General features: G+C 72.7%; 12 protein-coding genes. 3 read left to right on the forward strand and 9 right to left on the reverse strand.

Annotated elements, in window-relative coordinates:
• The first annotated feature begins 20 nt into the window (after positions 1-20).
• Positions 21-1,169 (forward strand): ABC transporter permease, encoded by a 1,149-nt coding sequence (locus PZC42_RS07255; RefSeq protein WP_277209540.1) that lies wholly within the window; start codon positions 21-23, stop codon positions 1,167-1,169.
• Here PZC42_RS07255 and PZC42_RS07260 read toward each other — a convergent pair.
• Together PZC42_RS07260 and PZC42_RS07265 are read right to left on the reverse strand one after the other, a co-directional pair.
• Positions 1,159-2,598 (reverse strand): AfsR/SARP family transcriptional regulator, encoded by a 1,440-nt coding sequence (locus PZC42_RS07260; RefSeq protein WP_277209541.1) that lies wholly within the window; start codon positions 2,596-2,598, stop codon positions 1,159-1,161. The two genes, PZC42_RS07255 and PZC42_RS07260, sit on opposite strands and share 11 nt — an antisense overlap.
• On the reverse strand, positions 2,598-3,812 hold the full coding sequence (locus PZC42_RS07265; protein WP_277209542.1) for a macrolide family glycosyltransferase: 1,215 nt from the start codon (positions 3,810-3,812) through the stop codon (positions 2,598-2,600). The genes PZC42_RS07260 and PZC42_RS07265 overlap by 1 nt, the downstream gene beginning before the upstream one ends.
• A gap of 169 nt (positions 3,813-3,981) precedes the next feature.
• Here PZC42_RS07265 and PZC42_RS07270 point away from each other — a divergent pair, with 169 nt between their 5' ends.
• The gene (locus PZC42_RS07270) at positions 3,982-5,091 is read left to right on the forward strand and encodes a DegT/DnrJ/EryC1/StrS family aminotransferase (RefSeq protein ID WP_277209543.1); all 1,110 of its coding nucleotides are present in this window, start codon (positions 3,982-3,984) and stop codon (positions 5,089-5,091) included.
• 29 nt (positions 5,092-5,120) lie between these two features.
• On the opposite strand, the gene PZC42_RS07275 is transcribed toward PZC42_RS07270, so the two are convergent.
• From PZC42_RS07275 to PZC42_RS07300, 6 genes are all read right to left on the reverse strand, one after another.
• A complete protein-coding gene (locus tag PZC42_RS07275) occupies positions 5,121-6,491 on the reverse strand; it encodes an NDP-hexose 2,3-dehydratase family protein (protein ID WP_277209544.1) in 1,371 nt (456 codons plus the stop codon).
• 18 nt (positions 6,492-6,509) lie between these two features.
• Positions 6,510-7,076, reverse strand: a complete 567-nt coding sequence (locus PZC42_RS07280; RefSeq protein WP_277209545.1) for a dTDP-4-dehydrorhamnose 3,5-epimerase family protein — start codon at positions 7,074-7,076, stop codon at positions 6,510-6,512.
• A gap of 52 nt (positions 7,077-7,128) precedes the next feature.
• A complete protein-coding gene (locus PZC42_RS07285) occupies positions 7,129-8,049 on the reverse strand; it encodes an NAD-dependent epimerase/dehydratase family protein (protein WP_277209546.1) in 921 nt (306 codons plus the stop codon).
• Positions 8,049-9,272: a class I SAM-dependent methyltransferase gene (locus tag PZC42_RS07290; RefSeq protein ID WP_277209547.1), complete on the reverse strand. Its 1,224-nt coding sequence runs from the start codon at positions 9,270-9,272 to the stop codon at positions 8,049-8,051. Before PZC42_RS07290 ends, PZC42_RS07285 begins: the two co-directional genes overlap by 1 nt.
• Before the next feature lie 25 nt (positions 9,273-9,297).
• Complete coding sequence (locus PZC42_RS07295; RefSeq protein ID WP_277209548.1) at positions 9,298-11,667, reverse strand: helix-turn-helix transcriptional regulator; 2,370 nt, start codon at positions 11,665-11,667, stop codon at positions 9,298-9,300.
• Between the two features lie 188 nt (positions 11,668-11,855).
• Complete coding sequence (locus PZC42_RS07300; RefSeq protein ID WP_277209549.1) at positions 11,856-12,794, reverse strand: LysR family transcriptional regulator; 939 nt, start codon at positions 12,792-12,794, stop codon at positions 11,856-11,858.
• A 71-nt stretch (positions 12,795-12,865) separates the two neighbouring features.
• On the opposite strand from PZC42_RS07300, the gene PZC42_RS07305 reads away from it, so the two are divergent.
• Entirely contained in the window at positions 12,866-13,789 is a 924-nt protein-coding gene (locus PZC42_RS07305) for an EamA family transporter (RefSeq protein ID WP_277209550.1), read from the forward strand.
• On the opposite strand, the gene PZC42_RS07310 is transcribed toward PZC42_RS07305, so the two are convergent.
• Positions 13,763-14,422 carry a winged helix-turn-helix domain-containing protein gene (locus tag PZC42_RS07310; protein ID WP_277209551.1) on the reverse strand — a complete coding sequence of 220 codons (660 nt, stop codon included), beginning with the start codon at positions 14,420-14,422 and terminating at the stop codon, positions 13,763-13,765. The two genes, PZC42_RS07305 and PZC42_RS07310, sit on opposite strands and share 27 nt — an antisense overlap.
• Positions 14,423-14,437: the final 15 nt, after the last annotated feature.

Consider the following 14,437-nt stretch of genomic DNA (forward strand, 5'->3'; position numbering starts at 1 on the left):
CGAGACAGCGAGGAGGGGGCATGACCGCCCCACGTCCGGTACGCGCCCTGGTGGTGGCCAACCTGAGCCGCCAGGTGCGCGACAAGGTAGGCATGTTCTTCGTGGTCGTCATGCCGTTCGTGACCATCCTGTTCGTCGGCATGGCCCTCGGGACCGGTGGTTCCGCGCTGCCGGTGGGCGTGGTGGCCGACGACGGCGACGCGACCGCCCGGCTGGTCCTGGCCGAGCTGGAGACCAACGAGGACCTGGAGATCACCCGTGCGGACACCGCGGACGAGGTGCGCGCCGACGTCCGCAACGGGCGCCTCGCCGCCGGACTGATCATCCCCTCCGGCTCGAGCGGGCTCGAGCTCGTGATGACACCCTCCAGCGGCAGCGGCATGGCCGCTCGCGGCGCCATCGACGTCGCGGTGGGGAAGGCTGCGGCCGTGCTGGAGGCCACCAGCGCGGCGGAGGCCGCCGGCGCGGCGCCGGACGACGCCGTCGCGTACGTCGAGGAGGCGCAGAGCGACGCGGTGGCCGTCAGCATCGAGTCCTCCGGCGACCAGGGGGAGGGGGACGCCCCGACCGGATTTGCGTACACCGCCCCGGCCAACCTGCTGCTGTTCACGTTTATCAACTCGATGGCGGTGGCCGCGGCGCTCGTCGAGAGCCGCCGTCTGGGCATGATCCGACGGGCCCTCGTCGCACCCGTGCGCAGCAGGCAGGTGCTCGCCGGCGAGGCGGTGAGCCGGTTCCTGGTGGCGTTGGCACAGTCCTTGCTGATCATCGTGGTGAGCTCGCTGCTCTTCGGCGTGCAGTGGGGCGACCCGTTCGGCGTGACTGCCGTCGTCGTGCTGTTCTGCTTGATCGCCACGGGCGCCGCGATGATGGTCGGCGCCTGGGTGAAGCAGCCTCAGCAGGCTCCGGCGATCGGGATGCCGATCGGCATCGTGCTCGGGATGCTCGGCGGGTGTCTCTGGCCCCGCGAGGTCGCCGGGGACGCGCTCTCCACGATCGGGTACGTCTCTCCGCACACGTGGGCCATGGACGCCCTCCTCACCCTTGCCGATCCCGGCACGGGCATCACCTCGATCCTCCCCGAGCTGGCCGTCCTCGCCGGGATGGCCGTGCTCGCCCTGGGCGTGGCCGTGGTGGCCTTCCGACGGCGGGCGATGGTCACGGGCTGAGCGGCACCGGCGTCCCCGGGTGGGCGCCGTCGGCCGCGGCTCGGCGGAGGAAGAGCGGTGAGCCCCCGGACGCGGCGACGAGGTAGGCCGCCTCGCGGTGCCCCGTGGGGTGCCGGTCCGCGCCGAGCAGCTCGTCGAGCAGGCGGACCGACTCGTCCCGGGTCATGGGGCCGAGCGGGACGCGCGTCGCTCCCTGCCGCACGCCGAGGTCCCGTAGCGCGTCGCGGCTGGTGATGAGCACCCGGCCGGCACCGTCACCCGGTAGCAGCGGGCGGACCTGTTGCGGCGCCGCGGAGTCGAGCACCACCAGCAGCCGGCGGCCTGCGACCATGCTGCGGTACAGCGCGACCGCCTCGTCGGCGTCCTCGGGCACCGCCGCCGCGTCCACGCCGAGGGCACGCAGGAACCGGCGCACCACCGGCACGGGGTCCACCTCGTCCGACAGGTCCGCGAACAGCTGGCCGTCGGGGAACCGTCGAGCATTGTGGTGCGCCCAGTGCAGCGCCAGGGCGGTCTTGCCCACGTCGGCAGGGCCGCTGACCACGGCGATCCCGGGCAGATCCGGGCGGCAGTGCAGTGCGGCGTCGAGCGCGGCTAGCTCCGCGGAGCGGCCGACGAACGGCGACGGCCGGCGGGGCAGCTGCGCCGGAGCGACCCGTGCCGGTGCCGGCGCTGCGGCCGACGGCGCGGCGGGCGACGGGTCCTCGCGGAGGACCCGCTCGTGCAGCTCGCGAAGCTCCCGCCCGGGGTCCAGCCCGAGCTGGTCGACCAGGACGCGGCGGGCCTCGGCGTAGGTGCGCAGCGCCTCGGCCCGGCGGCCGCACAGACAGTGGGCCAGCATCACCAGGGCGTAGAGCCGTTCGCGCAACGGGTGCTCGGCGACGATCGGGGCCAGCTCGTCCGCGACGACGTCGTGGCGGCCGAGCGCCAGTTCCCACTCCGCGCACAGCTCGACCGCGTCCAGCCAGGCCGCCGTGAGACGGTCGGCGTCGGCGTGGAGACCGGGTAGCTCGGAGAGGCACTCGCCCCTCCACAGGGACAGCGCCTGGTGCAGGGTGCTCACCGCCGAGCGACGATCGCCGGACCTATCGACCTCGCGGGCCCGCCGGACCAGGTCCGTGAAGCGCGACCAGTCGACGGCACCGAGCTCCAACCGGGCCACGTACCCGGGGCTCGCCGTCTCGATGACCCGTGCCCCCGCCGTCGCGAGCGAGCGGCGCAGCCGGGACACGCAGATGGCGATCTGCCCCTTGGCGCTCGCCGGCGGGGCCCCCTGCCACACCGTGTCGATCAGGCGGTCGACGCTGACGACGCGGCCGGCATCGAGCACCAGTCGGGCCAGGACCGCACGCTCCCGCGGGCCACCGACACGGAGCTCGGTGCCGTGGTGCCTGACCTGGAACGGCCCCATCAGCCCGAACTCGACCATCAGCGGACGGCCGCCAGGTGCTGCTCGATCGCGTCGGCGGCGCGGGCCGAGCCACCGGCGTCGGCGACGGCGTCGCGCATCCGGGCGCTCCGTTCCCGCATGCCCGGGTCGTCGAGCACCTGGGCGATGGCCGACACGATGTCCTCCGCCGTCATGCCGGCAGGGTCGAGCACCGTGCCGAGCCCCAGGTCCCGCAGGCGCCAGGCGGTCGGGCGGTCCAGGGCGGCGCTCGGTGCGGCGACCATGGGGACGCCCGCGCGCAGCGCTTCCATCACCGTGCCCATGCCGGCGTGGGTGAGGCACAGCGATGCGCGGGACAGCACGGCCACGTGCGGCACCCAGCGGTGGACCTCGACGTTGTCGGGGAGCGGACCCAGGGCGTCGGGGTCCATGCCCTCGCCGAGGGTCATCACGGCGTGCCACGGGCGGCCGCGGAACGCCTGGACGCAGGTGCGGAAGAACTCGGCGTGCTCGTTGAACACGGCGCCCAGGGACACCAGCACCACGGGCAGGTCCGTGGTCGGCGGCTCCCAGTCGCCGAGGAACCCGCGGTCGCCGACGCACGGCCCGACGAACACGAACCGCTCGTCGAAGGTGTCGCCCGCGTACTGGAACTCGCGAGGCACGGTGACCACGCTGAGCGGCGGGACGGCGAACCAGATCTCCTGCGGTGGAGCCTGCACCCCGTACTCGGTGCGCAGGGCATCGATGCGCCGCATCGTCGCGCCGACCCAGGCGGGCGGTGCAGCGGGCCGTTCCACGGCCGGTTTCTCGTTCTCTACGGAACGCGGGTTGTACATGGCGTTGAGGAACGAGAAGTGCTCGTTGGAGGCGAACACCGGGATGACCTGGACGGCCGGGCGGTTCCAGTGCGGGGCGAGGATCCGGCCGGCGTAGAGCATCGACGTGTCGTAGACCACCAGGTCAGGAGGCTCCGGCAGCTCCCGGGTCGCCGTCGCGAGCATCGCCTCGCCCTCGTCGACGAGCAGCTCCATCAGGTAGCCGGGGTCGTTCTCCATCAGCGTGAAGTCGGCGTCGCGGTACCTCGACGGGTACGGGAGGAGCTCGGCGCCGGCGCTCGTGACGAGCTCCGCCATGCTCGGCGACGTCAGGTACGTGACGCGGTGTCCGCGTGCGACCAGCTCGGTGACCATCGCCAGGTTCGGGATGACGTGGCCGTGGTCGGGGTGGCATAGGAATAGCAGGTGCGACATGTCTCTCCGCCTCAGGTGCGACCGTGACTGCGACGCTAGGCACCGCTGGCACGGCCGGACACCCCTCACCGCGACCCCGACGGCGACCGGGACGGTTGCTGGGGTACCCCCTGTCGCGGGGGTGGACCCTAGGCTGCACCCGACCGGGCACTCAACGGGAAAGGACACCATGGTCACGCTCGTCTGGGACTACCTGCGTGAGTACGAGGCGGAACGTGATGACATCCTCGAGGCGGTGGACCGGGTGTTCTCGTCAGGCCGGCTGGTCATGGGTGACAGCGTGGCGGGCTTCGAGCAGGAGTTCGCCGCCTATCACGGGACGTCGCACGCGATCGGTGTCGACAACGGCACCAACGCGATCAAGCTCGCGCTGCAGGCTCTCGGCGTCGGGCCCGGCGACGAGGTGATCACGGTGTCCAACACCGCGGCACCGACGGTCGTGGCGATCGACGCGGTGGGCGCCACCCCGGTGTTCGTCGACATCGACCCCGACACCTACCTGATGGACCTCTCGCAGGTGGAGGCCGCGGTCACGGAGCGGACGCGGTGCCTCCTCCCGGTGCACCTGTACGGGCAGTGCGTGGACCTCGACACGCTGACGGAGCTCGCTGACCGCCACCACCTCGTGCTGATGGAGGACTGCGCCCAGGCGCACGGGGCACGCCACCGGGGTCGCGTCGCGGGAAGCGTCGGCGAGGCGGCCGCGTTCTCGTTCTACCCGACCAAGGTACTCGGGGCCTACGGGGACGGCGGCGCCGTCGTGACGGACGACGACGAGGTGGCCGCCAACCTGAGGCGCCTCCGGTACTACGGCATGGAGAAGTCCTACTACGTCGTCGAGACCCCCGGTCACAACAGCAGACTCGACGAAGTGCAGGCGGAGATCCTGCGCCGCAAGCTGGCCCGGCTGGACGACTACGTCGCCGCCCGGCAGCGTGTGGCCGCCCGCTATGCCGAGGCCCTGGCCGGCACCGACCTGGCGCTGCCGACCACGGTGGCGGACGGCTCGCACGTCTACTACCTCTACGTGGTGCGGCACCCCCGACGGGACGACATCCTGGCCCGCCTGCGCGAGTACGGCATCCACCTCAACGTCAGCTACCCGTGGCCGGTGCACACCATGTCCGGCTTCGCCGGCCTCGGGTACCGCCCGGGCAGCCTGCCGCACACGGAGCGCGCCGCCGACGAGATCTTCTCCCTGCCCATGTATCCCTCGCTGCCCGTCGAGGTGCAGGACGAGGTCGTCGACGCCCTCCGGGAGGTCCTCGTGGCGCTGTGAGGCGCGGCTCCGACGTGTCGGGCGCGACGTCAGAGCAGGGTGCGCAGGCAGAGCAGGAGCGTGCGTGCCTGGATGTTGACGTAGAAGCTGTGGCAGAGCAGCTGGTCGAGCTGCCCGACGGTCAGCCAGCGGTACTCGGGGTCGGCGGGGTCGAGCTCGGTGTCGGTCTCGGCGATCAGGTAGCGGTTGCGCGCTCCGAGGAAGCGCCCGCCCTCCTCGGCGAACGAGTTGTCGAACCGGACCCGACGGGTCGACAGTACTTCGTCGAGGAACCGCGGGCGGCGCGGCAGGTGGTCGTAGGTCTCCGGCACGCACTGGACGGTCGGGGCTAGCTCCGTGGTGTCGGTGTACCCCGGCTCGGTGCGGGCATGGGTGAGGACGTGCAGCACGCCGCCGATGTCCCGGACCAGGAACGCGACGACGCCGGTCCCGACCGGTTCCAGCATCGGCTGCGACCAGGCGGCGACCTCTCGGCCGCCGGCCTCGACGTCGACCCCGACCACCGAGAAGTACCGGCGGTCCGGGCGGGCGATCCGGCCGTCGGTCAGCAGCCAGTCCGTCAGCCCCGCCAGGGGTCGCAACGTGGTGTCCACGTCGGTACGGGTGCGGACCTCGGTGATCCAGCTGAGGACCTCGGCCAGCGTGTGCACGGCGCCCGTCTCCCAGGGGTCGACGGAGCGCCGCAGCGCCGCGGCCAGAGGGCCCGAGCCGGTCCCCGCCGCAGGGCTGGGCAGGCATGCCAGCACCGTGCGCGCGTCCATGTTCACCAGGTCCGGCACGGTGAGGAGCTCCGCCAGCTCGCCCAGGGTGAACCAGCGGAACCCGTCGATCGCCTCGACCTCGGCGCCGACCTCGATCACCATGTTCCGGTTCCGCTTGCGGAAGAACCACGCCCCCTGCTCGGACTGCCGGGTGTCCACCAGCACCTTGGCCCCCAGCGCTCCCTGGAAGTACTCGAGGTACGGGATCGACCGGCCCCGGTGCACGCGGGTGTAGTTGCTCCGGGTGGCCTGCACGGTCGGCGAGAGCTGCACGCCGCTCGGGTTCCCCGGTTCGTTCTTGGCCTGTAGCAGGAAGTGTGGGACCCCGTCGAAGTCGCGCGCGAGGATGCCGAGGATGCCGATCTCCGGCTGGTCGATGATCGGCTGGTCCCAGGCCGGCACGGTGGCGCCCGGCGCCCGGACGCTCAGGCCCTGCACCGAGAAGAAGCGTCCGGTGTGGTGGTGCAGGTTGCCGGTGTCGGCGTCGACCACCCAGCCGTCCAGCTCCTCCAGCGAGGTTTTCTCCGTGCGCATCCAGGTGCGTGCCGCAGTTTCCGTCAGCCAGTCGAGGCTGTCCGCCGTCGGGCCGAGCGCGGTCTGGGAAGCCGTCAGCCAGGAAACGATCGAGTCGTCGGCCACAGCAGTACTCCCTCCGGGTCAGTGCGGGTAACGCGGGAGACGGCCGTCCTGCTCGGCCCGGGCGAGGCGCGGTGCGGCCCGGTCACGGTCGGACAGCACCGCCTCGGCCGGGACGGGCAGGCCCAGGGCCGGGTCGGTCAGCGAGACCGCCAGCTCGTCGGTCGGGTCGTACTCGCGCGACAGCAGGTAGGTGACCGTCGAGTGCTCCTCGAGCGCGACGAACGCGTGACCCAGGCCCGGGGGGAGGTATACCCCGCGGTACGTCTCCGGCGACAGCTCGACGCTGTCCCAGCGTCCGAGGGTGGGGGAGCCGGAGCGGACGTCGACCACGATGTCCAGCACCCGTCCGCGGGAGCAGTGCACGTACTTGGCGCAACCCGGCTCGCGGCGCGCGTAGTGCACACCCCGCGCGACGCCCTGCCGCGACACGCTGGTGCTCACCTGCGCGACGGCGAAGGGCGGTTCCCCGACGGCGGCGCGGAACGCACCGGCCTCCATCGGCGACACGAACAGGCCCCGGCCGTCCGCATGGACGTCCGGATCGAACACCCAGGCTCCGCCCACGGCCATCTGTCGCGCTCTCATCAGGACGATCCTGGCGTCCGACGCCGCCGCCTGGAGACCCCTACCGGCAACGTTAGGGGGAGACGACGGAGGAGATCGCCGCCCGTACCGTCCGGTCGACCCCCTCAGCGAGGCTCGTCCGTGGCCGCCACCCGGTAACCGCCGCGAAGGCGCCCGGGTCCGCCACCAGCCCTCGCAGATCCATCGCGCTGGCGTGCTCCGGGGGCGGCACGGAGCCGACCCGCACGGGCGGCCTGCCGGTGAGGGCGCCGACCTTCGCGGCCACCAGCTCGAACAGCTCGCGGACGCTCACTCCGGCCCCGGTGCCCAGGACCCAGGACCGACCGGCGAGCGACCGGGCGCAGGGTACGGCCTCCAGCAGCGCGGCGGCCACGTCGTCGACGAACAGTAGGTCGCGCCGCATCGCGCCGTCACCCCACACGGTCAGGGGGTCGCCGGCCAGGGCGCGGCGGGCCATGGCCGTGACCACCCCTCGGTCGACGGCACCGGGCGCGGGCCCGTAGACGGTCGGCAGCCGCAGGGAGACTCCGCCGGCGTCGAGCACGATCCGCTCGGCCTGCGTCTTCTGCCGGTCGTAGGGAGTGGCGGGCGCGTCCGGCTCGTCGCCCCGGACGAGCTCGGGCGCCCGAGGCCCGACCTGGGAGGTGCTGCCGGCGAAGACGATCGTCGCTGACGGCGCCGCCTCGGCGACCTCGGTCAGGACACCGACGTTCACTCGGGCAGCGGCCGCGCCGTCGGCGGCCCGCCACGTGCCGCCCCCGGTGTGCAGCACCAGCGGGAACACCACGTCGGCGTCGGCCACCGCCGACCGCACCGCGCCGGGTTCGGTCAGGTCGGCGGCCACGACGTGCGTCGAAGGGTCGGCCGCGCCGGGCCGCCGGGAGACGGTGCGCACCTGCCAGCCGGCGGCCGCGCACCCGGCTGCCACCGCGGAGCCGATGAAGCCGGACCCGCCGAGGACGACGGCGCGCATCAGACCACGCGCACGTCAGGGACGTACAGGATCCATCGGCCGCCCGCGTCGCGGAACGCCGTCTCGTTCGCCATGATCTCGTCGGCGTGGTTCCACGCGAACAGCAGCGCGTAGTCGGGGTACGGCTCGGCGAACTGATCCGCGGTCCGGACCGGGATGTGCGAACCGGGAGCCAGCCTGCCCTGCTTGGCCGGGGTCGTGTCGCTGATGAACTCGACCAGGTCGGGTCCGATCCCGCAGAAGTTGGTCACCGTGGCGCTCTTGGCGGTCGCGCCGTAGCCGACCACACGCTTGCCCTGCTCGGCCAGCTCGCGCAGGAGGGTCACGAGGTCGTCGCCGACCTTGGCGACCCGCGTGGCGAACGCACCCAGGGTGACCGGCGAGCCCAGCCCGACGCGCTCCTCGTCGGCAAGCAGCGAGGTCACGGCGTCGGTGCGGGTGCGGGCGCCGGGCCGGGCCAGGGTGTACCGGACCTCCCCGCCGTGCACGCTGAGCCGTTCGACGTCGACCAGCTCGAGGCCGTGGTGGCGTGCCATCTGGTCCACCGACGTGGCGGAGAACAGGTAGAAGTGCTCGTCGTAGATCTGGTCGAACGACGTCTTGCCCACGATGTCGCCGAGGTACGGATCCTCGAACACGAAGACCCCTGAGTCGGTCAGCAAGGTCAGCACGCCGCGCATGATGGACTCGAGGTAGGGGATGTGGCACAGGGTGTTGGCCGCGTAGATGACGTCGGCGGGTCCCTCGGCCTCAAGGATCTCCTGCGCGGTGGCCTCCTCGAAGAAGGCCTTGCGTACCCGCACGCCGGCCTCTGCGGCGATGTCGGCCACCGACCCGGAGGGCTCGACCCCGAGGTGCCGCACGCCGGCGTCGGCGACGGTGCGCAGCATGACGCCGTCGTTGCAGCCGAGCTCCACGACGAACGGGTCGTCGCCGGTCAGCTCGTCGGTCAGCAGCGACTGGGCGACGCCCTCGAAGTGGGCGCGCATCACCGACGAACCGCGGGACAGGTACGGGTAGCTGTCGTGGAACATCTTCTCGCGCGGCACCTCCTCCATCAGCTGGACCATGGTGCAGCCGAGGCAGACGCCGACGGCCAACCGGTAGAAGAACTCGTCGTCCACCCGGTCGGGCGTGACGAACGCGTCGGACAGCGGTTGGCGGCCGAGGTCCAGGAACTGGCGCGTGGCCGCACCGCAGACCCGGCAGGTCGATTCGGTCATGTCTTCCTCACTGTGTGGTCGGGCGTCAGGTCGAGGCGGGCATCCGGGCGGCCAGCTGGGTGCGGCCGGAGACGCCGAGCTTGCGGTAGATGCGGGTCAGGTGCTGCTCCACCGTGCTGACCGTGATGAAGAGCTGCTCGCTGATCTGGCGGTTCGTGCACCCGGCGCCGGCCAGCTCGGCGACGCGCTGCTCGGACTCGCTGAGGACGGCCGGCTGAGGGCCCGTGCCCGGGAGCTCGTTCAGGTCGGTGTGCCCGACCAGCTCGCTGGCGTCGGCCAGCACCTCGTGCCAGGGGGCGAAGGAGGGCAGGTCGACGTTCCAGCTCCGCATGGTCGCCGAGCACCGTTGCACGTCGCTCATCGCGGCCAGCGCCCGCCCGGCGATCAGGTGACCGCGGGCCCGGGCGCACAGGTAGCGAACTCCCCACAACGACGCGAACGCCCCCTCGGGCAGGGGAGTGCGGACCAGCTCGTCGATCACGTCGGTCCGCTGCAGCACGGAGCCGGCCTCGATCCCGACGGCGAGGGGCAGGCAGAGCGGAATCCCCCAGCCCGGTGGGGGAAGGAGCGACAGCGCGGTCTCGACCCGCGCGCAGGCGCGCTCCGGCTCGCCGCCGAGGTGGTCCAGGGCAGCGGCCGCCACCTGGATTGCCGCCTGCCACGTCGGTGCGTCCGCGCGTGCCGACTCCGAGACCAGCCGGTCGCACCACCGGACGGCGCGGTCGTGGCGGCCGACGCGGACGAGCAGGACGACCGCGGTCCACGCCAGCTCGGGCGGTGTCTGCCCGGCTGCGAAGCTGCCGAGCACCTGCTCGGCGACGAGCTCGGCGTCGAGGGCGGGTCGGGACCGCCACGCCGAGTCGAGGGTGGTCGCCACCGTGTCCCAGGCGTCGCCCTCTGACGTCTCCGGGGACAACGTCGCCAGGTCGGGGACAGTGACCAGGCCTGGGTAGCACCGGGCGGTGACCCACAGCTCGACCGCCGAGCGCGCGTCGAGCCGGCCGGTCGCCGCGCTCAGTGCGCACCGGGCCCGCTCCCAGTCGCCGAACCACAGCGCGTGCCGGGTCAGCAGCGCGAGGTCGGTCGGGTCGGCCTCACCGGCCTCGGCGTGGGCCCACAGGGTGCTGACGTGCGCCGTGGCCGCCACGGGATTGATCCGCAGGTGGACGCGCACGAGCCCGCGCGTGACGCCGATGTCCGTGGCGTCGTGGTCGTCGAGCGTGGTCCGGGCCAGCTCTAGGTACCGGAGCGCCGCCCGCCCCTCGCCGGACACTAGGGCCTGTGCCGCGGACTCGCGCAGCACGTCGACCGGCCACCCGGCCGGCAGCCGGTCGGCGTCGGCCAGGTGGGCGGCGACCTGCTGAGCGGGCGCTCCCTGCTCGTACAGCAGCTCGGCGGCCTGCGAGCGCAGCCGGGTCCGGTGCTCGTCGTCGATCCCGGCGAGCACCGCGGCGATCGCGCCGCGGTGCCGGAACCGGCCGTTCCCGACGAGGCCGGAGGCCTCCAGGGTCTGGATGATCTGCTCGGCGGTGCGGGGAGTGACCTGCGCCAGGCGAGCGGCCAGTCTCGGCGTGGTCGCCTCGTCGAGGATCGCCACGGCGGTGGCCACGGCGAGCACCTGGTGGTCGCCGTGGTGGACGCACTCCCAGACCGCCCTGGCGTACGCCGGGCCGGTGGGCGCGTCCTCGGACAGGCGGCCGGCAGCGAGGTCCTCGAAGAGCGCGCGGACGAGGAGCTCGTTGCCACCCGTCGCGGCGTACCAGTGCGCCCCGAGGTCCTCCGCCATGGCCGCGCCGAGCCGGGACTCCATCCGCTGCCGCAGCATCGGCGGCGACAGCGGTCCGATCTGCAGCCGGAGGTCGGGGCGGCGCGTCAGCTCCCCGTGGTCGCGCCGCGGCATCCTGGCCGGCTGCTCGGCCTCGGCCGCCACCAGGAGGATGCGTGCGGACGAAATGCGGCGCCGGAGGTGGCGCAGGCAGTGCAGCGACAACGTGTCGGCGTCCTGGATGTCGTCCACGCAGATGACGAGCGGCCGCTGGCGTGAAAGCTCCAGCAGGACCTGGCAGACCTCGTGCGCCGTCCGGATGTCCGCCTTCGGGGCGTCGCCGCCTCCCGGGTTCACCAGCCGGGACATCCGGTCGGCGACGTCCGGCGGGAGTCCTGTCCCGCGGAACAGCTGATCGATGATCCCGGCCTGTAGCTCGTGCTCGGCACGGGTTCCCGTCGCGCTGAGCACGAGGACGCCGTCGTCGGTGAGCGTCTCGTGGAACTGCCGCAATATCTCAGACTTGCCGCTGACGAATCCGCCGCCGACAACGACCGTACGACCCTGTCCGGTTGAACATCGAGTGAATTGATCCAGCAATGAGTCGAGCGCTCTTGGCTGGTCGTTCATTTGTCGACGACACGTCCTCGGTGCTGGTCACGGTTCTGTCCGGTGGCTCAGGCCCTGTTGTACCACGCCGCCGGACAGGGCGCGGGTCGAGTTCCGGCGCCAGCGGATTCAGCGCTCCGCATATCAGCCGCGAAGTGCGGGAATCGGCGTGATCGGCGCCCATGCCGATATTCTCCGGGCGCTGTCGTTCACCCCGGGTCGTCACCGCGGTCGGCAGGGTCGGCGTCGTGGCGCCGTGCCGTCTCTGCGGCCGAGCGGACGACGGCGTCGAGCACCTGGCGCACGGCCCGTCGTCGGGCCCGGTCCGGTCGCATCACCGCCGAGATGTGCCGGTTCGCCGGGATGCCGGTCAGCGCGCGCAGCGTGAGCCGGCCGCCCACGGGGGTCGTGAAGCGGGGCAGGAGCGCGAGGCGATCCCCGGCGGCCACGAGCGCCTCGACGAGCCGGTTGTCGAGGAGTCGTTGCCGGATGTCGAGCTGGGCCCCGGCGGCCCGCTCGATGCTCTGCAGCACGGTGTCGAAGGGGTAGCCGTGCGGTACACCGATCCATGCGGCGCTGACCACGTCGAACACGTCCACCGTCTTCTGGGCGGCGAGCGGGTGGTCCGGGGCCATCGCCACGTCGAGCGGTTCGACGGCGACGGGGACGACGACGAGCCCGTCGGTCCCGGCAGGGCGCACGCTGGTGAAGCTGTGCGCGACGACGATGTCGTGGTCGGCCGTCAGCGCCCCGTACTCGGCCTCGGCGAGGTCGACGTCCGTGTACCGCAGCTCGACCCCGGTTCCGGCCAGCGCCTGCTCGACGTCGGGGAGCAGGAAGGTGGCGGCGCTCGGCAGCGCGGCGAGCGTGACGGTGCCGGCCGGCTCGTCGCGGAACGCGTCCCACCGTGCCTGCACGTCGGCGAGGGCCGTCGCGACACCGACCGCGCCGTCGGCGAGCAGGCGTCCGGCGTCGGTCAGCCGCACGCCCCGGCCGGACGGCTCCACGAGCGCCGCGCCCAGCTCGCGCTGCGCCGTCCGCAGCTGCTGGGAGACGGCGGACGGCGTGCGGTGCGTCGCCGCGGCGACGGCGGAGACGCTGCCGCGGTCGGCCAGCTCGCGCAGGAGCTCCAGGTGACGGACATCCATGAAGGCAGCCTACAGAGTAGATGCAGAACATCTCGCTTGTCCTTCATCGATGCCAACCCGACGATAGCGGCATGCCGTTCCGTCACCGTCTCCTCGCCGCGTCCGTCGCCGTCATGTGGGGACTGAACTTCCTGGCCATCGACGCCTCGCTGGGTCACTTCCCGCCGATGTTCCTCGTCGCGCTCCGCTTCGCGATCATCGCCGTGCCCACCGTGATCCTGGTGCCTCGACCCCGGGTGCCCGTCCGGTGGCTGATCGGCTACGGCGTCGGGTTCGGCGTCCTGCAGTTCACCTTCCTGTACTGGGGCATGGCCGCCGGCATGCCGGCCGGGCTGGCGTCGCTGGTGCTCCAGGCCTCGGGGCCGTTCACGGTGGTGCTCGGGGCGACGTTCCTGCGCGAGCGCGTGGGGCTGCGCCAGGTCGTCGGGATCCTCGTGGCCGTCGCCGGGCTCACCGTGGTCGGCTGGCAGCAGGCGCAGACGGCGGCGCTGCTGCCGTTCCTGCTGACCCTCGCCGGTGCGCTGGGCTGGGCGCTCGGCAACATCGCGAACCGCCAGGCGAGACCGGAGAACCCGCTGCACCTGACGCTGTGGATGGCGGTGGTGCCGCCGGTGCCCATGCTGGCGCTCGCGCTGGTGGTGGAGGGGCCCGCGACGATCGTCGGTTCGTTGACCTCGTTCGACGCTCCCGGCGCCGTGGGCGCGCTCGTCGGGCTCGCCTACACGGTGGTGGTCGGCACGGTGCTGGGCTCCGGCATCTGGACGTGGCTCATGGCCCGCCACCCCGCCGGTGTGGTGGCGCCCTACTCGATGCTGGTCCCGGTGGTGGGCATGACGGCCGCGTGGATCGTGCTCGGCGAGGCCGTGAGCGTGCCGGAGCTGTGCGGCGGCGTCCTCGTGGTGGCCGGTGTGCTGTGGGGCGGGGCGCGTGCCCGGGGCGGGCCTCGCGTCGGGGCCGGGAGCGGTCCCTCAGCCCTGGTCGTCGCGCGGGGCTGACGCTCCGCCACCGTCGCGAGCTACGCCGATCACCGGGAAGGCGTTGAAGTGGATCTGGACGGGCACCGCACCGGGCACGTCCTCCTGGTCCTTCAGCGGCGCCAGCTGCTCGTCGAGGACGGCGCTGACGGCATCGATCAGGCGGGAGAGCTGCTCGGGGGTGGCGAAGAGGTTGGAGGTGCTGAGCGTGACGGCGTCCCTCCAGGCTGCCAACTCCGACTGCTCGAGCTCGGTGTCCATGACGTCGAGGAGCTGCCAGATCTTCTCCTGGCGGTTGCGCTCGAACTCGGCGTTCACCAGGGACTTCGTCGTCCGGAGGCCGGCGTCGTCCTGGTCCTCCGGACCGATCGAGAAGCCGCCGGGTGCGGCCTCCCACCAGCGCTCGCGCGCGGTGCCCCGGCCCTCCACCTCTTGGACGAAGTCGTGCTTGGCGAGCTGGCGCAGGTGGTAGCTGGTCGAGCCGCTCGACTCGCCGACGAGCTCGGCCAGCCCGCTGGCGGTGAGTGCGCCGTGGACCTGCAGCAGATCGAGGATCCTCACCCGCAGAGGGTGCGACAGGCCGCGCAGTCGGGTGGCGCTCAGGCTGTCGGGCCGCCGGCCGTGCTCGGTCGGGACGTCGGGCGTGTCGTTCATGCCCCGACGGTACAG

It is taken from the genome of Isoptericola croceus, from assembly GCF_029382255.1.
In the GTDB taxonomy this organism is placed as follows: domain Bacteria; phylum Actinomycetota; class Actinomycetes; order Actinomycetales; family Cellulomonadaceae; genus Isoptericola; species Isoptericola croceus.

Bases quoted from the DNA above. Each gene is read 5' to 3' on its own strand.
- PZC42_RS07255 (WP_277209540.1), top strand. From the start codon at position 21: ATGACCGCCCCACGTCCGGTACGCGCCCTGGTGGTGGCCAACCTGAGC.
- PZC42_RS07305 (WP_277209550.1), top strand. From the start codon at position 12,866: ATGCCGTTCCGTCACCGTCTCCTCGCCGCGTCCGTCGCCGTCATGTGG.
- PZC42_RS07260 (WP_277209541.1), bottom strand. From the start codon at position 2,598: ATGGTCGAGTTCGGGCTGATGGGGCCGTTCCAGGTCAGGCACCACGGC.
- PZC42_RS07290 (WP_277209547.1), bottom strand. From the start codon at position 9,272: ATGACCGAATCGACCTGCCGGGTCTGCGGTGCGGCCACGCGCCAGTTC.
- PZC42_RS07280 (WP_277209545.1), bottom strand. From the start codon at position 7,076: ATGAGAGCGCGACAGATGGCCGTGGGCGGAGCCTGGGTGTTCGATCCG.
- PZC42_RS07270 (WP_277209543.1), top strand. From the start codon at position 3,982: ATGGTCACGCTCGTCTGGGACTACCTGCGTGAGTACGAGGCGGAACGT.
- PZC42_RS07300 (WP_277209549.1), bottom strand. From the start codon at position 12,794: ATGGATGTCCGTCACCTGGAGCTCCTGCGCGAGCTGGCCGACCGCGGC.
- PZC42_RS07285 (WP_277209546.1), bottom strand. From the start codon at position 8,049: ATGCGCGCCGTCGTCCTCGGCGGGTCCGGCTTCATCGGCTCCGCGGTG.
- PZC42_RS07310 (WP_277209551.1), bottom strand. From the start codon at position 14,422: ATGAACGACACGCCCGACGTCCCGACCGAGCACGGCCGGCGGCCCGAC.
- PZC42_RS07265 (WP_277209542.1), bottom strand. From the start codon at position 3,812: ATGTCGCACCTGCTATTCCTATGCCACCCCGACCACGGCCACGTCATC.
- PZC42_RS07295 (WP_277209548.1), bottom strand. From the start codon at position 11,667: ATGAACGACCAGCCAAGAGCGCTCGACTCATTGCTGGATCAATTCACT.